The sequence below is a fragment of the Aquibacillus sediminis genome (assembly GCF_005870085.1).
Classification (GTDB): domain Bacteria; phylum Bacillota; class Bacilli; order Bacillales; family Amphibacillaceae; genus Aquibacillus_E; species Aquibacillus_E sediminis.
Genome location: NZ_SZNM01000017.1, coordinates 23,238 through 46,271 on the forward strand (window position 1 = coordinate 23,238; position 23,034 = coordinate 46,271).

A 23,034-nucleotide genomic window follows, 5' to 3' on the forward strand; every position below is an offset into this window, starting at 1 on the left:
CATATTTCTTAAGTTGAAAATCATTTACAAATTTACTGTTTTTGCTCCAATGTAGCGGCTGCTTTATTAATAGTAACATCATCAATAGAATTACTTGCTTGACTCATCCTTATATATTCTGCATCATTCGTAAATAATAAATTTACTGAATCATAAATATGTCCTTCGCTAAACCTTATTAACTTAGAATTGCCAGCCTCAATACTTTCCAAGTCTTCCATAGTTTCACTTAAAACCAATGTTGGTTTGTTAAAGTTAATTTTTTCTTCTATAACACTACTACTATCAGTTAAGATAAGGTAGGAGTTGTTTATTAGAGTTTGAAGGTCTAATGACTCTAATGGTTCCACTACTCTTACCCTTTCACAACCCCCAAATATGTCATTTGCGACTGCATATCCCGTAGAGTTCATGTGAGTAGAAAAAATAACTTTCATATCTATTTGTTCATCAGTAAGTCTTCGAATAGCTCGAGACATTTCCTTCATCGACTCATGAAGGTTTTCTCTGCGATGAGTCATGATCAATATAAGTTTACTATCCGACGTCCACTCTAAGAGTTGATGAACAAAATCATCAATAGTAGGTGTCTTTAATGTATCCTGCGCAATAGTTTCACCCACACTTAATGTAGGAGTAAAGTTTTTTTTATCCATCATACCAACAGGTTGAAGATTAAACCCATTGTGCTGTAAACTCTTATTTTGTCTGCCGAATCGAAATAACGTTCTTAACCCATTTTTCGCTACTTTTCTTAGTGACTTATCTAATCTGGATGCTAGTACATCTCTAGCAAATTTCTTAATTGCATAATTTCTTGCATTCACACCCATTTGTTTCTTCATATTAGGATTTTCATATAAATTAATTACACCATTTGCAAGTTCTTTACCATTCTCCGACTCAAAGTAGATCCCTGCGTTGGCTTTTTCTATAATCTTTCTGCCTTCTCCATTCACTCCAATTAACACAGGTTTGGCCATTGCCATGGAATCGAAAATTTTGGATGGGAGAGTTATATCGAATAATGAAAAACTTTTCAATGAAACTAATGAGGCATCTGCCATATTATAATATTCCTGTATTTCATCCTTTGTCTTACCATCTTCAAAAATTACATTTTTTAAGTCTAATTCTTCTTTTTTTTCTTTCAATCGAACTTTTTCTACACCTTCACCAATCATCAAAAACACAATATCTTTTTTGTTCCTCAGTATATGTGCAGAATCTATTACCACATCAAGGCCTTGGGCAGCACCTAGATTACCAGCATATAAAACAACGAATTTGTCATTAAAATTATGTTCCTTTTTCAAAACATCTTTTTCTGTTTCACTTTTAATTGGATTAAATTTGTCTACCTCTACCCCATTGGTAACTACTTCTATTTTATTTTCAAATATACCCTCATGATCTATTAGATGTTGCTTGTATCCCTTTGTCACTGTAACAATAGAATCGGCTTTGTAATAGAGAAATCTTTCTAATTCTTTGGCCATTCTCAATAGTTTTTTATTTTTAAACTCACCTAATCCTTCAGCAAAATCCACCCATAAATCTCTAACCTCAAAAACAAATTTACTTCGATGAATTTTACTCAAAACATACCCAGAAAAACCAACAAATAGTTGAGGAGAAGTCGCAATAACTACATCTGGTTTTCGAACAAACAATGCACCACTTATCATACTTGAAAACATAAATGAGAAATAATTCATTAGTCTTTTAAGAGCACCTGATTTTGTATCTGGTACCAAAAAAGTTCTAATAACATTAATACCATCAATTTTCTCCCTATATTGAAGTTTCCCTTTATATTTTTTTGGGATTTTTCCAGTTGGATAGTTTGGCAAACCAGTAACGACAGTAACATCATGTCCTAGTTTCACCAAATTTTTGCACATATCATACGCTCTTCCTTGTGCAGCACCCGTTTCAGGTGGAAAATGTTGTGATACATATAATATTTTCAATTCAATTCCCCCACCATTGAAAAAGTATGGCTCCAAATTAACCCGCCATCTGTTAATAGTTGTATTTCTTTTTCATTACCCGACTCATTTATACTTAAATTAAGGTTATTAATAATGCTATCAGACTTAAAAAGAATATAACCTGTTTCTTTGGAGTAAGATGTATCACCGCTAAACTTAATCCGTTTATTTGAGTATTTCAAGCCAAATTCATCAGAATATTCACTATCTATAAGCACTTGTTCTTTCATATAAAAAGGAATGATATATATATAACGAAGACCGTCAGTTGTTTCCAAATAATTGTTTTTATATTTAACATCTATAGATGGATGTAATTGAATAAAACTATCAAACTGATGATTACTATCGCACCTAAATGTATCCAAAATTAGATAAGCATTATCTTTATTAACAATCGATCTTTGGTGGATTAAAGGATCCGCTAATCGCTTGTAACCATCATGTTCTCCGATAAAAATAGCGTGATCATTTTTTTGTTCTAATTTAGCATCAATTGGTTTTGCTCTCTTCCCTACTCTAAATGTAGACCATACTTCTGACTGATCCACGCCATCTATTTTCACTGTATTATGTGCTTCAGTCGTTCTAAATGAATGACGGTGATTACCAGCATATTCAAACGTACCACTGTCTACGATCCACCTGTTATTTTCATAGCTAAGCTCATAACTTAAGGTATCTGAATGTGCATGGCCTGGGTTATAATCCGGGCCAACTTCACCACAATCAATAATCATCTTAGAATTTTGATCCGTCATCATATAGTATCCCGTTTGTGAATATTGAACAGTAGAAACTGCTTTTGTTTCAATTTCCGAAATTCGATCATCTTGAGTACCCATTAATAAGTATAAGTTCAAACTACCAATTGGGAATCTAGCTTTAATTTCTTCAATACTAAATAAATATCCGCCAACAGGGAGTATCTCTTCTGGTTTCTTTGCTATCCCAAATGCAGCATCGTTAAATATAGAAATATTATTATCCGGATGGAGTATATCAAGCGCAAAATTATAGCCATTTTTTAAACGCTGCTTAATATCCTCTGGTACGTTAAATTTATTATTTTCTAAAAGCAGATAGGTTTCTGTTGTGTTTTCTAGCATAATCAAATGGTACATGGGACTTCTTTCGAAATGACCACCATCTTCCAAAAACTGCTCTCTCATTTGTTGGACATATAATTGATAGCCTTTTTCCAACCACTTTTTTGGTTCTTTTCCTTCGAATAATAGCCCGCCGTAGATAAGTGATCTTATATTTTCCATTAAATGATTGCCATATAAATGAAACTCTAAATTACGGAATAGAAAAGCGAACTGCGTATATAAACTTTCTTTAAATAATCGGATAAATTCATCATCTTTAATAAGCTGTTCTTTTAAAATCAGATAAGATTTCACCAAATTTACTGTTCTTAAAGAAAGGGTGTATGGCTCCCAACCATCACCTTTTCCTACTTCATTGCTATCAATCCAGGAACGGATAATTTTTTTATATTTATTCAAATATTCCTGTTCTTTTGACACTTGATAGGCAATAGCCAAATCCTTGATATAATCCATATAATGTAAATTATAAAGCCACAATTTTGGAACATTGGAGTCCTTCCACTCGATATCTTGCTCGTAAGTTTTATTATAATTAAGAAATTTAAAGTTCTTACGTAAGATGCGATCTGTCACTTCAAAACTGAAATGATATCGTTCCAATATATTAGGATTCAGTTGAATATAACCTTTAAAGAATTTTGCATTACTCTTAAAGGCCGATTTTGAAGCATCATCAATGACTTTTTTATACTTCCAATGAATATATCCTGATAAGCTTGAGGAAGCTTTATAATTAAGTGTGTTCTTAACTCTATATACAAACTGGGTTGATTTAAGGTGTTTAAGTGTATGGTAATAGAGAGAAAGCTTTTTAATGTTCACGATCATTTCTCCAATTTTATCTTAATTTAATGCTGATACCATATTTCTAGCAACTAACTCATTTAATTTATATAGATTCCCAAAGTTATAATAGCCAATAGTTTCATCCGTTACATTTACACAATTCTTCGTATCAATAATTAATGGATTACTCATTGTTTCTGTTACTAGCGTTTCGTTTAATTGCTTAAACTCATTATGATCTGTTAGAACTAGGATGCACTCCGAATCTTTAATTGAATAATCAAAGTCTGCTAAAGGATAAATCACATTCCTCTGTTTCACATGGGGATCATGAACCGCTACATCAAACCCTGATTCTAATAGCAATTCAACGATTTCCACTGCGGGACTCTCTCTCACATCATCCACATTCCCTTTATAAGATAGGCCTAGTACAGTTACTTTTCCTTTTTTACTAACAACCTTTTTCACATTATCTACCACGAATTGAGGCATCGAATTATTTATTCTCCTAGAATCAGATATTAAAACAGACTCTTGTTCCGCTTTTTCAATAATGAAATAAGGATCAACTGCTAAACAATGACCACCAACACCTGGCCCTGGCTGATGTAAGTTAACTCTAGGGTGTTTATTAGCTAGATTAATTACTTCAAGCGCATCTACTCCAAGTTTTTCAGAGATTTTTGCTAACTCATTCGCTAAAGCAATATTTACATCTCTAAATGTATTTTCCATCAACTTAGACATTTCAGCGCTAATAGCTGTCGTTTCAACTATTTCCCCTTCAACAAATAAACGATAAACATCCGCAGCTTTCTTTGCTGACAGTTCATTATACCCACCAACAATACGAGTATTTTCTACTAATTCTTTAAGAATTTGTCCTGGTAAAACTCTTTCAGGACAATGTGCTAAAAATATGTCGTTATCTAGATTCCAACCATAGGCTTTAAGAATTGGCGCTACAACATCATCAACAGTACGTGGTGGAATGGTAGATTCAACAATAATCACATCCCCTTGCTTTAGATAAGGAAGAATCGATTCCGTCGCAGCCTTGACATAATCAATGTTTGCCGATGCATCTTCTCGAATTGGAGTAGGTACAGCCAATATGAAACAATCAGCATTATCCGGCTTCGTACTAGCACGCAACTTACCTTTATTTACAACTTCCTTTACTAATTCCCCAAGTCCATTTTCTACAATATGGATCATTCCGTTATTTAGTTTATCAACCACGTATTCATCAACATCGACACCTAAAACATCTATACCATTTTTAGCAAACATAGCTGATGTGGGTAAACCAATATAACCTAATCCTACTACACAAACTTTTTCCATCAAGTGGTCACCTCTGCCTTTAAGTTCTCAACGTACCATTACTATTTATTATTAAAATAAATTCAGGAACATCGGGATATGTAGTAAGTTTAACTCTCACCTAATCCCGGTTTTCTTTTCAGCAACATGTTTATTCCGTATATCAGAGCGATCAACATTTCTTAGTGAAGCACCTTCTATGACACCTTTACTTTGCAAAACATATAAAATAGTTTTAAGTAAGATTTTCAAATCTGTCACAAAGCAAATGTCATTTACATACTTACCGTCATACTTAGCTTTAATTTCACTAGATAACTCATCTCTTCCATTTATTTGCGCTAAACCTGTAATACCTGGTAGCGCATCATTCGCACCATATCTTTCTCGTTGGTTAACTAAATCCAACTCATTTAGCACAACTGGGCGTGGACCAATAAAACTCATGTCTCCCTTTAATATATTGATAAGCTGCGGGAGTTCATCTAAACTCGTTTTTCTAAGAAAACTTCCGATCCCTGTAATATAAGCCTTTGGGTTTTCTAACCGGCAAGTAGGGACATCGTTTGGTGTATCAATTCTCATTGTTCGAAACTTATAAATATCAAAAGGTTGTCTCTTTCGCCCCACTCGTTGTTGCGTAAACATTACTGGACCCCTGGAATCAACTTTTATTAAAAGAGAGATTACCAACAATATTGGTAACAGTATCAATAGCGCAATGAATGCTAAGTTGAAATCTATTATTCTTTTCACATTAGGGTACATTTCAACACCTATTTCATAACAATATTTAAAGATAGAGATATTGGTTTCTATTAATCTGCTTCAATACACGAATTGATTTAGACTTTCACTCTAGCTCCCAATAAATCTCTCAACATCTCTTCCACTTCTTCCCCAATCTCCTCATTCTGCAAAGCAAACTCAACAGTCGTCCGCACAAACCCAAGCTTCTCCCCTACATCATAACGTCTGCCCTCAAAGTCATAAGCAAACACGCCTTGGTCAACATTTAACTTTTGAATCGCATCGGTTAACTGAATTTCGCCACCGGCACCAATTTGTTTTTGCTCTAAGAAGTCAAAAATTCTCGGGGATAGCACATAACGTCCCATGATCGCTAAGTTCGATGGCGCAGTGCCTTTGGCTGGTTTTTCGACAAAATGGTCGACCTTGTAACGACGGCCTTCTTGTCCATTCGGATCAACAATCCCGTAACGATGCGTCTCATCATCAGAAACTTGCTGCACCCCGATCACCGAACCACCTGTTTCTTCATATTGATTGATTAGTTGTTTCAAACATGGCTCGTCCGATTGCACAATGTCATCACCCAACAGTACTGCAAATGGCTCATCGCCAATAAACTTCCGTGCACACCATACTGCATGCCCCAGTCCCATTGGCTCTTTTTGACGGATGTAGTGGATATCGACTTTGGCTGGTTGTTTCGCTTTTTCTAGCAAATCAAATTTTTCTTTTTTTACTAGATTGCCTTCTAGTTCAAAGTTGTTATCAAAGTGGTCCTCAATCGAACGCTTGCCTTTGCCTGTCACAATGATAATGTCTTCAATTCCTGAAGCAATCGCTTCTTCGACAATGTATTGGATCGTCGGCTTGTCCACAATCGGCAGCATTTCCTTAGGCATTGCTTTCGTTGCTGGTAAAAACCTTGTGCCAAGTCCTGCTGCTGGAATGATTGCTTTTCTGACCTTTTTCATCATGTGTTCCTCCAGTATATAATAGTAAGTATGCTTTATCAGTAATTCATTTGATTCATTATGTCGCATTTTAGAGAAAGTTGTTATATGACCGCAGTCCGAATACACTTCTCCTTTTCCAGTTGAGGGTCATAATTCATCATTAACCACCTGCACCGGATTGGTTGTATATTCGGATTGCGAAACTAAAAGTCTATCATAGTTGAACTTCATTTTCATAAAAAAGGTTTATATTCCTAGTTAGATGGGTATACTCTATTATATAATTCCCAAAAACTTCTTCTTTTTAATAGGTTGTGGTACATCCCCAATAACAGTAGCCCCGTCAATAAGATATTGGGCATTTTCGATAAATTCATTTGCTTTCACCATACCAAAGACGCTCTTTATCTCCTCAGAGGCTTCCAGCATGCAAAAACCACGTGTTGTTGTGTTATGTGCGTCTGATGCAACAAAGTGCGTCAAATTTGCTTCGACTAATTGATGGGTGAACTTATGAATCTTTTTTCCGAATTTACCAATAACACTTGCTGCCGTTACTTGCGTTAATGTACCATTTTTAACAAACTCATATAATATATTTGGGTGTTCCATAATCTCTTTGTTTCGTTCTGGATGTACGATAACCGGCTTGACGCCATACATTTGCAAATCAAATAGAAGTTGTTTCGTATAGCGCGGGACATGGTTAGAGGGTAATTCTACAAACAAATACCCACTTGTCACATTTAAAGGTAGGACATCACCACGCTCCAAGTCATCGATCATCTCACCATTTATCCGCGTTTCTTGTCCTGGTAGAATGGTAACAGCGATCTCTTGTTCTAGTAGTCTTTCATTAAGGATCCGTACATTTTCCATAATATCCAATGTAACATTCTCGTACGCCCCATTTAAGTGGTGTGGTGTCGCAATAATGGTATCAATTCCTTGAATCGACGCTTCCTTCGCCATAGCGATACTATCTTCTATTGTTTTTGCCCCATCATCAACTTGCGGCAAAATATGACAATGAATATCAATCATCTGCTTCACACCCTTGTTGTTTTATAGGACTTTTTCACCAATATCAACAGTATAACAGGATTATTACACAAAAAAAATAACTCTATTACAAAATGAATTACTAATTTTGTCGAATCCTAAATATTTTACCAGATTATTAGCCGTATGTGTTAACTCCATGTCTAATCAACCCGATTTGTAGACTATCCAAGCTATAAACCTCTATTACGTTCCATAATAGTAATAGTAGTTTGATTTCTTTTGTTCACGGTCATTTAAGACAACGCCAAGCATTTTCGCTTTGGCCGGTTCCAATGATTGTTGCGCTTTTTTTGCTGCTTCATATTCTGTTTTTTTACTTCTGACAACCATCAATACCCCATCACAAATGTTGGCGAGAATTTGTGCATCGGTTACCGCAAGAACCGGTGGCGTGTCAAAAATAACAAGGTCATAGTTAGCCATCGCCTCTTTCAACATCTTCCCCATCGCTTTAGACCCCAATAACTCGGATGGGTTCGGTGGTATAGGGCCACACGAAAGAATGTCTAGATTGTCGACACCACTATTAACAACGGTTTCTGCTAAAGCCGTTTCCCCAACTAACACACTACTCAACCCTTGGCGGTTATCTAGTCGAAACGTGTAATGCATAGTCGGCTTCCGCATATCGGCATCAATTAATAACACTTTCTTTCCTTGCTGCGCAAACACAATCGCTAAATTAGATACGACCGAAGATTTCCCTTCAGCGGGGCCAGAGGAAGTAATGAGCATCGATCGCAATTCGGTATCAACTGAAGAAAATTGAAGATTGGTCCGAATCGTTCGATACTGTTCCGATATTGGGGAACGAGGGTTTGTTTTTGTAATCAAATGCCTGGTTGTATTTACATTAGACTGTTTTTTTCGTCGTCGGAACATCAAACTTTTCTCCCTTCCTTCTACTCCGCTTCACTCTAGCATCTAACGGACTTGCCACATCCGATTCTTTAACATGGGAAACCACACCAAGAACAGGCAATGCTAATTGGTTTTCCACATCTGTCTCAGACTTAATCGTGTTATCAAGATACTCCAATAGAAATGCTAAGCCAACACCAACCATCGCACCTAACACAAGCGCAATCATCGTATTTAATAATAGATTCGGACTGACTGGTGTAGGGTTTTCACCAACTTCAGCCTCGGCCAAAATATTTACATTATCGACATTCATCAAGGTTGGAACTTCCGTTTGGAAAACCTTCACGATCGTGTTCGCAATCGTGGCTGCTTGATTTGGATCCGTATCTGTTACCTTTACCGTCACCACTTGCGAGTCTTGGGCATTCGAAACATTAACTTTACTCGCCAATTGACTCCCTGAAATGGATAGACCAAGTTCTTCATTAACCTCATCTAAAATTCTAGGACTTTTTATAATTTCGTTATACGTATTGATTAGGCGAAGACTGGTATTTATATCACTCGAATTAAACTCCGAGTTTGATTCTGTATTATTTTTCACTAGGAACTGTGAACTGGATTCATAGGTCGGAGTCATTACATAAAAAGTCACACCTGCACTGATTGCAGCTGCACCAACCATTAGCACCAAAATAAGTAAGAACCGTTTCTTAAGTACTTCTGCTATATCTTTTAGTGAAATTGTTTCTTCTTCCATGATTTACCCCCGATAAATTAACAATATGACAAAACTATTACAAACAAAATTATATCACAATCAGCGCATCTCCAACACTAGAAAAGCGAATTGGTAGGTATATTACACTATTACCAAAGTATGCCAAAAGCTTTTTTCGTTCTTACCTTCTTAGGCTCATCACCTATGATCAAAGCCCCATCCACTAATGCTTGTGCGTGTTCCCTGTAATGCTGAAGCACATGTTTCCCATGCGCTCGTTCAATTTCTTCCTCCGCCTGCTCGAGGTAATAACCGGATTTCGAAGAGGTATAGGAGTCGGAAGCGATAAAATGAATAAGATTCGCCTCAATTAATTGATGGGCTACCTTTTTTATCTTCTTCCCTTTCTTCGCTTTCTTCCCAACCACACTAGGGGCTGCCAGTTGTGCCAACGCCCCGTGTTTAACAAACTCATATAAAACATTCGGATTATCGATAATTACTTGGTTCTGCTCTGGATGAGCAATGATAGGTTTGTATCCTTTGATTTGCAAATCAAAAAGTAATTGATTGGTGTAAGAGGGAACATGTGAATGCGGCAACTCAAGTAGTACATAACCATTTTCTTCATTCAATAGAAGGACATCCCCTTGATCGATCTGTTCAACGATATCCCCAGTTAACTCAATCAGTTGACCAGCTAGCAAAGTGATTGGTAGCTTCTTTTGTTGTAGAGCTTGTTGCAATGTATGTACTTGTTCCACTACCTCAATCCGTGAATACTCTGCTCGAACGTTATTATGATGCGGCGCTACAACAATCGTATCCACGCCTTGCTCACAAGCCTGGCTCGCCATTTCTACTCTCTCTTGTAAATCTTTAGACCCATCCAATAGATGGCAATGCATATCAATCATAAATTCCCCACCCCGTCCAATAGTCATAGTTATTGTAACAATTTTGTGACATTATAGGAATGGGAAGTTTTGTCGAACGACGTCGCCACATGCTGAAAACCCTTGCCAACAAAGGCTTTAGAGTTGATTTTTGTTTGTGGGATTTTTTACCTATCGACATAAGATGACACTAGTTGAGTAACTTCTTAAATTGGGTGGAATTGGAAAAAAGTCACAGACCATTATTCAAAGTCTAATTCTATTAAACAACTAGTTGACCGTCATCTACTGATGAAGTCGAGTATACGGAATAAACAATATAAAAAAAGGAGTAAACCCGAATAAACTGGCTTACTCCTTTTTTGTTCGTATTAGTTCATGAACTCGATGAACGATAGGAAATTGTTTAACATTTCCGCAGCTTCAGCACGAGTTGTACCAGCTGTTGCATCGAAGTAACGATCCCCATTGTCAAACTCTTTACCATTAAAGATATCTGCTTGAACGGTTAACTGAATTGCATCTGTTGACCAGCCAGCAATAACCTTGCTATCGGTAAATTGATCGATTGACTGTGCATCGTCTAACTTTTCCGCATTATAACTAGCGAATGCCATCGCTCTAGCTACCATCGCTGCAGCTTCATGGCGTTTTACTGTACTATGTGGATCAAAGGTACCGTTAGGCTTTCCTTCAACGATTCCTGCATCAACTGCTGCTACTAGTTCATTGACAAACCAAGCATCAGCGTCAACATCAGAAAACCTGTCATCATATTCAGCATTTGTAGTTGTTAACCCTAAACTTCTTGTAAGAAGAGCCACAAATTCAGAACGTTTGATGTCAGCGTTCGGTTCATAGGTACCATCTAATGTACCTTGAACAACTAGCTTGTTTGCTAGGCGAGTAATCACGTCACTTGCCCAGTAGTTGTCACTTACATCAGTGAACGACTTGTTATTTTCCACAACGGTGTATTTACTGTTTGTTACACTACGGAATACTGCTTCTCCATTTGCAAATACAGTTGGAACAGCTGTTAATGTACCTTCTTCATTAATACGAACTGCTGTTAAGTTGTTCGTATCTTGCTCTTCACCATCTGCTGATGCGTTTAAAGGAATCGAACGGGATACGTAACTTGAGAAGTTATTCACTTCTTCTTGGCTATCACCGCTTGATGCCATAACCTTAAACTCAACAACAGCTGAAGCAGCTGCTGCACCATTGTTTACAACTGCATTGTTCGTATCTTCTGATTGTGTAATTTCAATGCTTACACTCACATCTTCAGAGCTTGATGCTCCAAGCGATGTAGCAAGGGCTTCTACATTGATTTCTTTCGCACCTAAGCTGTAAGAACCAGCTTTAGATTTTACCGTTACTCTCGCATTTTCATTCTTACCTTTTAATGCATTAAATGCTTCAGCAGGTAAGCTTACAGAAGCAGATTCACTATCTGCCACTTCAGGAACTTCGATTGTTACTTCATCTACTTCGTCATTGCTGTTTACAATGTTATCGATTTTTTCTTTAGTTACGTTAACTTTTGTTTGTTTTTTACCATCGGCAGTAGTTGATTCTTCAACATCTTCATCGCCTATGTCAACTGAAGATTGAGAATCCTCACTGCCGTCACCAGGTGTGCTTGGAGAACCGCCAGAACCTGAACCACTTCCTGGAGAACTGCTAGATGTATCATTCACATTTAACGTCAATGTCACTAAATTTAGCGTATCTTCTCCAATTGTAATACTTCCTACAATATCAGCTGACGTATCAGCACTAACACTTTTCGCATTAATAACTAAAGTATCTGCGTCCGTATTTTCTTCAACTGTAGCAATATTACTATCTTCTGATTCCCAATCAAGGATCGTTGTGATCGTTCCATTATAGGTTCCGATATTTGCTACCTTTACATAAATTTCTTTGCTATCTCCTTCATCAATAGAAGGCAAGTCAGAAATTACTTCCTCCGTATCTTCGTCAATTACTTCTACGAATTCACGAGCAGCAGCATTGATAAATACCGCGCGTACATCAGATATATCCAACCCATCATAGATTTCTTCTTGACTAAATGACTCGTTTAAGCCTAGAAGATCTTCAACAGATAAATGAACATCACTTAGTCTATTTTGGAATGTATCGTAATCTCCAGTTTCAAATGTTTCATTTATTGCATTTGTCATAATTTCATCAATAGTTGTATCTGTTAAACCATCTGTTAGCATTGCAGGAATAATTTGTCCAGTTAAGGCTTCTTCTTGGACAGCTTCCATAAATTCAACTAATTCCTGTAATGTAAAATCATTACCAAAGACTGCTTTAAATGTATCACCGTGGGTGTCTCGAAAGTCAGCTAGATTGGATTCGAATGTTTCATCGATGCCATAGAACACACTAATAAATGCGCCAATAAACTCCATAGCCTCGTTGCCATCGATCCCTTTTTCCTCTTTCACATGATTAACAAATTCGGACAAACCTAGGTTATCTCTCCACCATTGGGCTTCCTGGTCTTCCAAAAATGTTCTAGCTTCACGTAGAATTTCCTGTTCGGACGGATCAAGATTATCATAATAACCTTGAATTTTTTCTACATATGTCCCGATCCAGTCTTCATCTGCAGCTTCCACTTGCTGTGGAAATACTGGTGCAAATGAATAAGTGCTAACTAGAATTGCAGATAAAAAGATTGCTAGGTACTTCTTAAAATTCAACCAATACACCTCCATTTATATTTGTTCCTAGAAATATGATAGAGTTGTAAGCATAAAATTTTATTCGATACTCAAAGGCTTATGTAGAACTTTCCCCTCATAAAAACTGCATAGAAATAAAATAGAGCTTCAACTCCCATTCGCTAGGACTATTGTATGACTACATAAGTATAACAGAACTTCCCCATTTATTAAACTGTTACTTTATGGAAGTAGATGTTACTTTTACCATCTGAAACCAATTCACATATCTTGTTTCCTAGAACCTCAACATGTGCTACTATAAGTTTATACTACTATTGGAGGAAAACACACATGTCAAAGACATTAAAATATAGCTTACTAGGGATTGTGATTATAGTCATAGCCGCTGGGGGTTGGATCTATTACTTATTCAATATTAAAACCTATGACACAGAAGATGCAAAGGTTAGTGAAGTGACCGATAAAGAATATGTCGTTGATCTCCCTGTATTAAATATTCCATCAGATCTAGAACCCGTAACAACTGAAGAGGAAAGCGATGCGACTGAGTCCTCTACTGAGGTAGACAGTGATGAGAGCAACGATGGTAAAGAGGAACAAAACAGTACATCTAATCAGACTGATTCTAGTAACAATAGTTCGAACGAAGATCCGGCCAATAACAATAGCGAACCGAACAAAAGTACTAATGATTCTAATTCAGACTCTAGTTCAGAACAAGAAAGCGAATCAAATGTGTTAACTGCAACAGAAATTAATAGACAATATAAACCAGCATTCGAAAGCTTAGAATCACAAGCAACAGACCGTTTAAATAACTTACTAACTAATGCTTATGATGAATATCGTGAGAAAAAAGAAAACGACGAGAAGATATCTTATTCCTATTTTTATCAAAAGTATAAGTCTGGGGCAGATCGATTAGAGGAAAATACAGATCAGGCCTTCGAACAGCTCTACAAAGCTTTACAGAAAGATTTAAAAGAAAACGGACATAGCGAAGATGAGGCATCTGAATTCAAAGAAGAATATGAAGCAGCCAAAGAATCGCGAAAAGACGCAATACTAGATAAAGTGCGCGAGATCTTATAAGGTGGCTGGTAGACTATAAAGGCAAAGAGAGTTGCACCCTAACGCAACTCTCTTTTTTTAGTTACTTATTCTACCACAAGTACCTTCACATCTACATCTGTTGCATTGTCCGCTTCGTCTGTAAAGGTGATCGTGATCGTTTTTTCTGTGCCGACTTCATAGTTAGAGAAGTTTATAAAGCTAAATAGATCGGTAACGTTGGTTAAATCAAGTGTTGCAACACCTTGACTATTCGGTTCTAATGTCCGTAAGTCGTCATCCAAGAAGTCGTCTACATCGACACTGTTAATATTATCTGTCACCGTTACATACACATTGCTTTCATCTTCTACTTCCAAGGAAAGCGCACTTAATGTATTATCCGATTGGGACGGAACTTCGACTGTGTAACTGTTTTGACTTAGATTTGGTCGAATCGTTTCCCCGTTTAACTTGTAGGATAGCTCGTTAATAACTGGTGCTGTCTCATCACCGTCTTGGGAATCCTCTGGCTCAGTTGGAGATCCACCACCGATATCTGGAACAGACGTTTGTTTCTCACCGATATTCCCTTTAATATCGTTAAAGTTTTTGACAATATCCTCAATTCTAGTATTTTCAGGGATTTCAATAGCATCTACTTTTGTATCAAAACCAAAATTAAGCATTGTTTCTATTTTACTTGTTATGAAATCTTTAATCGTTCCTTTTATATCTATGCTTACCTGTTGCCCATTTGTCACACGAACATGATCAATCATTGTTTCTCCTGTTAATGTGACATTGTTACGACTATCGATCGAAAGGTCTGTGACAGCTGCGTTCAATTCCACTTGTTCTGCTCCATCTTTAACATTTACCTCTGGAATGGCAGCTTGATCAGGTGCTTGGATCGTTGCATTTGACGAAACAGCCATTTTTGCTAGACTAGTGTTGTCTTTTAACTCGATCGCACTGTCTTTTTTACTTATTTCCACATCTTGAAGGCTTGAGTTAGCAAATATGATTTCCGATTGATTGGTGTTATTTACTATCGTAGCCACAGAAGCAATGCTTGCTTGGCTAGAAATGATCGTGGTGCCTTCCACGGTTACGTTCTCCGCATTAAAATGCTGTTGGGTGTCACCAGCAAGTTCCACATTTCCTTTTACGGTCAAATTTTTGACTGTCACATAGTCTGCATTTACTTTTAAGTTTCCATCAATCGTAGCATCTTGGCCATTTAATACAACAGGATTTTCCTGATCTTGACCTGAGCTTGTGATCTCTAACGATGTGACTTTCGTAATCGTCGAGTCGTCCGTTTCAAATGAAAGTACTGCATTTTCTAATGCATCTCGGTTTGTATCATGTAAAATGGATTTCACTTGATCGGATAGTTGATAAGAAGTTCCATCAATATCAACAGACGTTGCTGTGATGGCATCAATCGTCCCTTTTTGCTCTTGGGCTTGCTGGTTGTCGATACTACGAGAAACAAATGCTGCTACTTCCCCACGAGTAATGTTATCGTGCGGAGCAAATTTTGTGGCCGTTTTCCCACGTGTTACACCATTTTCTTTTAGCGCTCCGACATAACCTGCATACCAGTTTGAATTAGAGACGTCGTCAAATTGTGCAGCAAGACCTGGGTTTTCTCCATACTCGAACCCACGGGTAATGAATGCTGCTAGTTCCGCTCGGGTAATCGTATCTTTTGGTCGAAAGACGGTACCATTGCTATCCCCTTTAATGACGCCAATTTCCTTTAATGCTGCCACATAGCCATAGTGCCAGTTGCCTTGCCCAACATCATCAAAGTTTGGATCTTTGACAGTAGTTGTATCAAGATCTAGTGCATTGGCGATAATTTTGGCAGCCTGGGCTCTTGTGATTTCAACGTTCGCACGCACTGTTCCATCGGTAAAGCCGCTCATGATATTATCCTGTACAAGTGTATGAATTTCATCATAAAAAGCGTTGGCTGGCGCAAGGTCTGAAAACTCTACACCCGGTGCTGCTTGTGCAACCGCAGTTGGTGTTGCAATACTAGCCACCATTGCAGCTGCAGCAGTAGCGGTGATGAATTTATTTTTGTTATTGGTCAACGTTGTTCCCCCTAGGTAGTTTAGTAGTGATTTATATTATTTATAACTATGTAGTCCATTATTAGCAAACTAAATGGTAGCTACTATTCTATTATGTTTGATAGTTATAATGATAAATTGTATCTAATATACGTAGGATTTACAATAAGAATTGATGGGATGTTTAGACAATGTTGCATTTACCTACAGAGGAGCGACTACGTGGACATTTATTCCGCTATCCTCGGGAAAAAGGGTTGATTTGGAGGTTGCGCGGACATCTGTTCCGTTATTTGTCCCAAAAGCAGCCTATTTCTTGGATTTTGGATCAAATAGCGCATTAAATGTCCGCATCACCCGTTAACAGGCTCATTTTTGTGTGAATAGCGTACTGAATGTCCGCAAAGAGTGCTGACATCATTGCCCAGCACTTTCGTCTTCTGTCGGATAGAATATGTTTTGATGCTTCCTTATGAGCTACTTCTCTCATTTTTTCAATGTCAATTTCTTCTTCGGATGTAATTCGTCCAATTGCTTGACTTAACATTTTTTTCTTAACTGGCTTTATTCTTACTCCACCATTTTCTATTACTTTTTCTATTGATCACCCTCACTTACGTCTAACTTTTCTATTAGTTCTTTTGGGATTGTTATTTGTCCTATACTCGTCATCTTCCCACTTATAATTCCATTTCACCTCACTTCTTACCTTTGTTGTTGTGAATCCGTGAACTCTGGGACCAGTTCACAAGTTTACTGTCCTAGTAATGAACTAGCCATAATTATAGAAGACTTCAATTATCTTTAAATAAATGCGAAAAAACAGGTAAGACGCCGGAAAAAAGTATGTCAGATAATATAACAACATTGTTGTACGTCATTCGTTCCTCCTCTATGATATGCCATATACGATGAATCAAGGGGGAATGGATAGTGAAAAAACGTGGTAGAATACCAGTGAAAGTAAAGAGATTTGGAGTGGTGTTAGCTAGTTTTACCATACTAGCGACGATTCCATTACATACGGTCGCGGCAACAGCTGATCTACCAATCTTGCAATCTACTATAACAGAAGAGGTTGAAGGAGAACATTACGTCCCTTCTGCCGTCGAGAATATTACTTGGGGGTACTTACCAAACCGCGATAACGAACCAGTGAAAAGAATTTCGTCTGGAACTACGGTCACCTTTGATACTGTGTCACATGAAGGAATTTTAGAGGACCAGGGCCGTAATCCTGTTGAGTATTTTAGTCAATATGGTATAAGTGAGGATCAAGTATTAGATGACGCCAAAGCGATTGCAGAATCCGATCTTGACCATGACTTTTTCGATGACGGACCACATGTTGTGACAGGACCCGTTGCCATTGATGGCGCCGAACCTGGGGATGTGTTAAAAGTAGAAGTCCTTTCCCTAGAACCGAGAGTGCCATATGGTGTCATTTCTAATCGCCATTATAAAGGGGCGCTTCCTGGTGAATTCCCAGAAAGTGACGAACCTCATCCAGACGCAAGTGCAGAAAATCCCGACCTTTATCACAATGTCTCTAAGTTCACTCCAATTGAGGAAATTAATGAAAAACTTTATGGTGTATTACCAACAGAAACAGGAAATGACGTTCGCTTCCCCCTCAGGCCATTCATGGGGCTAATGGGAGTAGCGGCAAATACGAGTGATCCAGTTAACTCTGTACCACCAATTGAAACGGGAGGTAACATTGATATCAATGAGTTAGGTGTAGGATCAACGCTGTATTTACCGATTGAGGTGGCCGATGCGCTATTTTTCACCGGGGATCCTCACTTTGCTCAAGGGGACGGTGAAGTTGCACTAACTGCTTGGGAAGCTTCCCTTCGCGCTACATTCCGTTTAACCGTATTAAAAGAAGGTGACCCTGCCATTCCTCGAGATGGCGCGTTTACCCAACCGTTTGCTGAAACAGAAGATTACTGGATTCCAATCGGTCTTGATGTTGATTTAGATGAAGCGATGAAAGAATCCGTTCGTGAATCTGTCTCCTTTTTAGAGGAAAAACTAGGAATGGAACGCGATACAGCGTTAGCCTACTTAAGTGCCGCAACTGATTATGAGGTCTCTCAGGTCGTTGATAAAACAAAAGGAATCCATGCGCTAATCGACAAAAAGCATTTTATCGATAACTTGAATCTGGCTGTTAACGTCGATGGCTCTACAATTGATTCCAAAATAGTTGATGATGACTATTACGTTCCACTTCGCGCACTGATAGAGCAATTAGGTGGAGAGATTGAGTGGGATAGCAATAAGAATGGGGCCGTTGCATCTATCGATGGAAAATCAATCGTTGCTCCAATTAAATCAAACTTTTATACAATTGATGGTGTTGAGGTCTACCATGAAGGCTACTCCATCCTTCAAGATGGCTCCACCCTTATCCCGATCAAATCAATTCCAGATATTTTGGGGGCAAAAGTCAACTGGACAACATCTGGGAATACATTACAAGCACAAATTACATACGATTTGAAAAAATAAGTGTTGAGAAAATGGATCACCACCTCAGCTTCACGAGCGAGGTGGTGGTTTTGTTTGGGAAGTCTTTGAGTTTCGCACAGGCAGCCTTATTTTTAGCGGGGACTTTGTTTTGTACGTATTCTCTGGGACAATTCCCCATGTCCCAGTGTCACCCTCCTCCGCTTCTGAGTTTATCTGGTAAGGATAGGATGGATTCAATTAATGTGTTCAGTTTCGTTTCAATTCGGTGCAATAAATAAAACGTTACTGCAACCGGAAACCCAACATCAGTGATTAACGACATCCATGTTTCCTCCATGATCGTCTCCTCCTTCCGTAAAGTAAGGAAGCATGGGGACGGTTCTCGTGCTCCCTCGTCCCCATGCTTCTTGTTGTTCTTCAATCCATTTATTCCTTTAACAAGCAGTAAGCCCCCAACTTTGAAATTAGGGGGAGAACTACAGGGGCGACCGCCTTCGTTCCGGCTAAGCCTCAATAGGAGATGTAGAATCTCCTATTGAGGGAAGTCTACCCCTTATAATTCAACAGGTGTCACATTACGTTCAACAATTCGTGCACTCTTCTTACTAACTAGGTCTCCACCTGATGAAAAGAAGATATTTTGCGTTATAATTTCATCCATTGCGTCGTTAACTGCTTGTGTGTCAACTGGTTCTACAGGTTGATCAAGTGAAATCGTTACGATATGGTCATCTTCATTCAAAAATTTTAGCTCTAAACTCTTCAAAGCATTCACCTCCTTCCCCTCATTTATGATTTAGGGCGTGCTTATTCTTCTGTGATCAATTCAGTATCATCACGCTTAATGGAATAAAGCTCACGTTGTTGTAATGGTACTAAAGCTTTTGTTACTGCTAATAATTCTTCCGTTGTCGACGCTGTTTTCACATTGTTAAATGACTTGCGCTTCAAGATCACATTGCCTGATTCGACATCTAAACCATCCTCAAATTCTAGCTTAAGTCTTGAATTTGTTCTCGTTGCTACTGCCATATCCCTCCACCTCCTTTCCTGTTTTCACTTCTATAATCGTTTGGAGGTGATGGGGAGGTGTGTATGGAATTGAAAAAAGATTGTAGAAATATTTTCTACAATCTTTTTTGTCACGGGTGGCAGGAAAAATAGCTCTATTCTTTTGTGGTTGCTAAGCGCGTAGGTGTATTTCCGCAGCGCTAGACTAGCTCTTACTTTATAAACGAGCAATAAAATCGTTACATCTAAATTTCTATCAACAACAACTCTACCAAAAGCACTTAATCAATAAATAATTTCAACCTTATTGTCTACTACCCAAGAAAAGTAGTCGTCATTATTTATTTTTTCTCTCATACGATTTAGATTCATTAAGCCATTTTCCCGCATGTGATACCTTGTTGCTCTGTTTGCATTCCTATAAATCGTCATTAAATTTAATAGTAACGCTTGATCTTTTGTCGTCTGATAGGTATCTTGAAGTAGTTTATCATCGCTTAGAAAGAAGATATTATTCGAAAAAGGGTAGAATTTAGGTGGTGAAAAGTAACACCTTGCTACGAATTCATAAAGGTCATCATCGATCCCTACAAAGGTAATCTTCGTCTTTGGCGCAATGTGTTCGAGCATTACCGAAACCCACAGTAAGGATAATTCTCCTCTGTTTTTATTACTATTTTGTTCAAAAAATTTACTGTATGCATCGTAAACTAGTTTTTCTGCACTTGAAAAATTTCGCTTTGCTTCTATAACCTTTTCTCTTAGCCATTGTATATTCGAAAATGCCCTTTCACTTGCAATTAAGTACTTGGATTTAGAAGCGCTGACTTCATAATCTATCTTCAATAGCTCTACTAAATTTTCTTCTTTAACGAAAAGGACTTTGCTAAATTTAGAGAGATAAGTCAAGTAACGATAATCCTCATCCTCGATTAGCCTCATTTCGTTGACAATCGTATCTGTAACTAAAACAGGGAAGTCATCTGAGTATGCGAAGAAAAGTAAATCATTATATTTTTTAAATGCTAATTCATGTGTTGATATCGCTGAAGTATCATAAAGATAAACTTGATCCGATTCATATAATAGATCGACTATTTGTTCGATATCTGTTATAAAATTGGTTTCCGATTGGATAAAATGGTCAAGATTCTTTTTATTCATCATTGCTTCTTCCCTTCACTGAGAAGAATTCCCTAATGTCCTCTAATACCTTTATATTAGAGGCTTGGGCAGATGTTGGGAGGGGATTTTTTTCCATAAGTGTTTCTAGGCAACGGAAGTTTCTTACTTTACTTGTTTCTAATATAAATTGATCTTTGCCAATACGAGCGAATTCTCTCGAAAAATTGATGTTTTGGTCAAAGAATGCTTGAAGGTAATCACGAGAAATAAGATTCAACTCGAAAAGACGGATGAGTACAGCTTTGTACGGAGCTTTAAAAGCAAACATACAAAGTAGTGTTTTGTCAAATACCGTTTCCCCCTTATTCTCTGGCCCTGTGAAGAAAGCCTTTAATTCATGCTCATCCATTAGCATTAGCGAAGCAAAATAGTCGGCTTTTCTTTCATTACTTTCATTATCTAATTCCGCTGTTACTAAATGGAACCTTCCCATCTCCTGTTGCAACGAAATAAGATGAAACAATTCATGAAATAACACGAAATTTTGATACATTCGCGGCTGAGCCGTATTGATATAACAAATATGTTTATTCGAATGTGTAGTTCGTATAAAGCCACCAAAAGTAGCATCATTGACAGGAGCTTCTATTAAATAATGATGTTGTTCAATAAATTTTCTAGCTCCATCAATACGGTTCCACCCCTTAGGATGATACGTTCTGAAATACTGATTTACCATCATGTTAATCTCTGCACGAATTTCCTTATTCTCTTCCATTATTCGAGGCAAATCTTGAAACGTAATCTCAGGCATTGTGGTCATCCCCAATATCATACGTTTCAATAAGATCACAAACTCTAACCAGTTGATCTAACCCTTCTTTTCCGTCCACAGATAAGTCCCCAGCAGAAAAAGCAATTTTTGCTGTTTCTTCTGAAGAACGATGAGCATCGAAATCCTCTCTAATAAAAAAGGTACGGTCATGTCCAAGCACTTCAGCTAGTCTGCTAGCAAAATCAAGAATTCCCGATCGTTTTCCATTTAGATACTCTGAAAAATTTGATTCCGACATCTCTAACTTTTTAGCCAATCGTTTTCTTTTTAGTCCTTCACTTTTAATGAAGGCAAGGATGTTTTCTAACGTTTGCTGAGCATGTTGATTCAGTTCGCCATGAGTATGTTTATCCATCTCACTTCACCTCTTTACATTCAGTATACCAAATACTTCTATAAAAAAACCATAAAAACTGAATTAAATAGTAAATATGCCTAACATATTAAAAATATGCAAAAGTATATAGCAAAAAATTCACTAATAACGAAAATCCTAAAAAAGCATGAGAACATTTCTCATGCTTCATGTTGCTCTTCTATCCATTTTTTCCCTTACAGGTAGTAAGCCTCACTTTTAATATTTGCGGGAGAGATACAAGGGGGCGACTGCCTTCGTTCCGGCTAAGCTCAATAGTAGAATCTCCTATTGAGAGAAACCTTCCCTTTATAATTCAACAGGTGTCACATTACGCTCCACAATTCGTGCACTCTTCTTACTAACTAGGTCGCCACCTGATGAAAAGAAGATATTTTGCGTTAGTATTTCATCCATTGCGTCGTTAACTGCTTGTGTGTCGACTGGTTCTACAGGTTGATCAAGCGAAATTGTTACGATATGTTCATCTTCATTCAAAAATTTCAGCTCTAAACTCTTCAAAACATTCACCTCCTTCCCCTCAGCTGTGATTCAGGGCGTGCTTATTCTTCTGTGATCAATTCAGTATCATCACGCTTAATGGAATAAAGCTCACGTTGTTGTAATGGTACTAAAGCTTTCGTTACTGCTAATAATTCTTCCGTTGTCGACGCTGTTTTTACATTGTTAAATGTTTTGCGCTTTAAGATCACATTGCCTGATTCAACATCTAAACCATCCTCAAATTCTAGCTTAAGTCTTGAATTTGTTCTCGTTGCTACCGCCATGTCCCGCTCACCTCCTTTCCTCTTTTCACTTCTATAATCGTTTGGAGGTGGTGGGGAGGTGTGTATCGATTTTAAAAAATTTGAGATTTTTGTTTCTACTATAGAATACTTGTCACCA

22 protein-coding genes and 1 pseudogene are annotated in these 23,034 nt (G+C 37.6%); 2 read left to right on the plus strand and 21 right to left on the minus strand.

Annotated elements, in window-relative coordinates; genetic code table 11:
• Nucleotides 1–32: 32 nt before the first annotated feature.
• The 10 genes and pseudogenes from FCI53_RS14870 to FCI53_RS14915 all read right to left on the minus strand — a co-directional run bounded on the left by FCI53_RS14870 (nucleotide 33) and on the right by FCI53_RS14915 (nucleotide 13,202).
• Entirely contained in the window at nucleotides 33–1,973 is a 1,941-nt protein-coding gene (locus FCI53_RS14870; protein ID WP_138419844.1) for a UDP-N-acetylglucosamine 2-epimerase, read from the minus strand.
• Entirely contained in the window at nucleotides 1,970–3,931 is a 1,962-nt protein-coding gene (locus FCI53_RS14875; RefSeq protein ID WP_171038197.1) for an alginate lyase family protein, read from the minus strand. The genes FCI53_RS14870 and FCI53_RS14875 overlap by 4 nt, the downstream gene beginning before the upstream one ends.
• A gap of 21 nt (nucleotides 3,932–3,952) precedes the next feature.
• Nucleotides 3,953–5,245: a nucleotide sugar dehydrogenase gene (locus FCI53_RS14880; RefSeq protein WP_210238501.1), complete on the minus strand. Its 1,293-nt coding sequence runs from the start codon at nucleotides 5,243–5,245 to the stop codon at nucleotides 3,953–3,955.
• A 96-nt stretch (nucleotides 5,246–5,341) separates the two neighbouring features.
• A complete protein-coding gene (locus FCI53_RS14885; RefSeq protein ID WP_138419847.1) occupies nucleotides 5,342–5,992 on the minus strand; it encodes a sugar transferase in 651 nt (216 codons plus the stop codon).
• 77 nt (nucleotides 5,993–6,069) lie between these two features.
• Complete coding sequence (gene galU, locus FCI53_RS14890) at nucleotides 6,070–6,948, minus strand: UTP--glucose-1-phosphate uridylyltransferase GalU (RefSeq protein WP_138419848.1); 879 nt, start codon at nucleotides 6,946–6,948, stop codon at nucleotides 6,070–6,072.
• 258 nt (nucleotides 6,949–7,206) lie between these two features.
• Nucleotides 7,207–7,974 carry a tyrosine-protein phosphatase gene (locus FCI53_RS14895; protein ID WP_138419849.1) on the minus strand — a complete coding sequence of 256 codons (768 nt, stop codon included), beginning with the start codon at nucleotides 7,972–7,974 and terminating at the stop codon, nucleotides 7,207–7,209.
• A 204-nt stretch (nucleotides 7,975–8,178) separates the two neighbouring features.
• Entirely contained in the window at nucleotides 8,179–8,877 is a 699-nt protein-coding gene (locus tag FCI53_RS14900; RefSeq protein ID WP_138419850.1) for a CpsD/CapB family tyrosine-protein kinase, read from the minus strand.
• 469 nt (nucleotides 8,878–9,346) lie between these two features.
• Nucleotides 9,347–9,619, minus strand: a pseudogene (locus FCI53_RS22235) (YveK family protein); the annotation flags it as partial.
• A gap of 110 nt (nucleotides 9,620–9,729) precedes the next feature.
• The gene (locus FCI53_RS14910; RefSeq protein WP_138419852.1) at nucleotides 9,730–10,497 is read right to left on the minus strand and encodes a tyrosine-protein phosphatase; all 768 of its coding nucleotides are present in this window, start codon (nucleotides 10,495–10,497) and stop codon (nucleotides 9,730–9,732) included.
• Between the two features lie 350 nt (nucleotides 10,498–10,847).
• The gene (locus FCI53_RS14915; RefSeq protein WP_171038198.1) at nucleotides 10,848–13,202 is read right to left on the minus strand and encodes an S-layer homology domain-containing protein; all 2,355 of its coding nucleotides are present in this window, start codon (nucleotides 13,200–13,202) and stop codon (nucleotides 10,848–10,850) included.
• A 315-nt stretch (nucleotides 13,203–13,517) separates the two neighbouring features.
• On the opposite strand from FCI53_RS14915, the gene FCI53_RS14920 reads away from it, so the two are divergent.
• The gene (locus FCI53_RS14920) at nucleotides 13,518–14,279 is read left to right on the plus strand and encodes a hypothetical protein (protein WP_138419854.1); all 762 of its coding nucleotides are present in this window, start codon (nucleotides 13,518–13,520) and stop codon (nucleotides 14,277–14,279) included.
• 65 nt (nucleotides 14,280–14,344) lie between these two features.
• Here FCI53_RS14920 and FCI53_RS14925 read toward each other — a convergent pair whose 3' ends face one another.
• The 3 genes from FCI53_RS14925 to FCI53_RS22240 all read right to left on the minus strand — a co-directional run bounded on the left by FCI53_RS14925 (nucleotide 14,345) and on the right by FCI53_RS22240 (nucleotide 16,996).
• Nucleotides 14,345–16,345, minus strand: a complete 2,001-nt coding sequence (locus FCI53_RS14925) for an S-layer homology domain-containing protein (protein WP_138419855.1) — start codon at nucleotides 16,343–16,345, stop codon at nucleotides 14,345–14,347.
• Nucleotides 16,346–16,664: 319 nt separating this feature from the next.
• The gene (locus FCI53_RS14930; protein WP_138419856.1) at nucleotides 16,665–16,871 is read right to left on the minus strand and encodes a hypothetical protein; all 207 of its coding nucleotides are present in this window, start codon (nucleotides 16,869–16,871) and stop codon (nucleotides 16,665–16,667) included.
• Between the two features lie 50 nt (nucleotides 16,872–16,921).
• Nucleotides 16,922–16,996: an AbrB/MazE/SpoVT family DNA-binding domain-containing protein gene (locus FCI53_RS22240; RefSeq protein ID WP_425457185.1), complete on the minus strand. Its 75-nt coding sequence runs from the start codon at nucleotides 16,994–16,996 to the stop codon at nucleotides 16,922–16,924.
• Between the two features lie 261 nt (nucleotides 16,997–17,257).
• Here FCI53_RS22240 and FCI53_RS14935 point away from each other — a divergent pair, with 261 nt between their 5' ends.
• The gene (locus tag FCI53_RS14935; RefSeq protein WP_246050125.1) at nucleotides 17,258–18,841 is read left to right on the plus strand and encodes an acetamidase/formamidase family protein; all 1,584 of its coding nucleotides are present in this window, start codon (nucleotides 17,258–17,260) and stop codon (nucleotides 18,839–18,841) included.
• A 148-nt stretch (nucleotides 18,842–18,989) separates the two neighbouring features.
• Here FCI53_RS14935 and FCI53_RS14940 read toward each other — a convergent pair whose 3' ends face one another.
• The 8 genes from FCI53_RS14940 to FCI53_RS14975 all read right to left on the minus strand — a co-directional run bounded on the left by FCI53_RS14940 (nucleotide 18,990) and on the right by FCI53_RS14975 (nucleotide 22,916).
• Nucleotides 18,990–19,139 (minus strand): YvrJ family protein, encoded by a 150-nt coding sequence (locus tag FCI53_RS14940; protein WP_138419857.1) that lies wholly within the window; start codon nucleotides 19,137–19,139, stop codon nucleotides 18,990–18,992.
• A gap of 216 nt (nucleotides 19,140–19,355) precedes the next feature.
• On the minus strand, nucleotides 19,356–19,568 hold the full coding sequence (locus FCI53_RS14945) for a DUF2922 domain-containing protein (protein ID WP_138419858.1): 213 nt from the start codon (nucleotides 19,566–19,568) through the stop codon (nucleotides 19,356–19,358).
• A 41-nt stretch (nucleotides 19,569–19,609) separates the two neighbouring features.
• A complete protein-coding gene (locus FCI53_RS14950; RefSeq protein WP_138419859.1) occupies nucleotides 19,610–19,834 on the minus strand; it encodes a DUF1659 domain-containing protein in 225 nt (74 codons plus the stop codon).
• A 264-nt stretch (nucleotides 19,835–20,098) separates the two neighbouring features.
• On the minus strand, nucleotides 20,099–20,977 hold the full coding sequence (locus FCI53_RS14955; protein ID WP_138419860.1) for a hypothetical protein: 879 nt from the start codon (nucleotides 20,975–20,977) through the stop codon (nucleotides 20,099–20,101).
• Nucleotides 20,970–21,752 carry an ImmA/IrrE family metallo-endopeptidase gene (locus FCI53_RS14960; protein WP_171038199.1) on the minus strand — a complete coding sequence of 261 codons (783 nt, stop codon included), beginning with the start codon at nucleotides 21,750–21,752 and terminating at the stop codon, nucleotides 20,970–20,972. The genes FCI53_RS14955 and FCI53_RS14960 overlap by 8 nt, the downstream gene beginning before the upstream one ends.
• On the minus strand, nucleotides 21,745–22,128 hold the full coding sequence (locus FCI53_RS14965; protein ID WP_138419862.1) for a helix-turn-helix transcriptional regulator: 384 nt from the start codon (nucleotides 22,126–22,128) through the stop codon (nucleotides 21,745–21,747). The genes FCI53_RS14960 and FCI53_RS14965 overlap by 8 nt, the downstream gene beginning before the upstream one ends.
• Nucleotides 22,129–22,437: 309 nt before the next feature.
• Nucleotides 22,438–22,650: a DUF2922 domain-containing protein gene (locus FCI53_RS14970; protein ID WP_138419863.1), complete on the minus strand. Its 213-nt coding sequence runs from the start codon at nucleotides 22,648–22,650 to the stop codon at nucleotides 22,438–22,440.
• A 41-nt stretch (nucleotides 22,651–22,691) separates the two neighbouring features.
• Nucleotides 22,692–22,916, minus strand: a complete 225-nt coding sequence (locus tag FCI53_RS14975) for a DUF1659 domain-containing protein (protein ID WP_138419864.1) — start codon at nucleotides 22,914–22,916, stop codon at nucleotides 22,692–22,694.
• Between the last annotated feature and the right edge of the window lie 118 nt (nucleotides 22,917–23,034).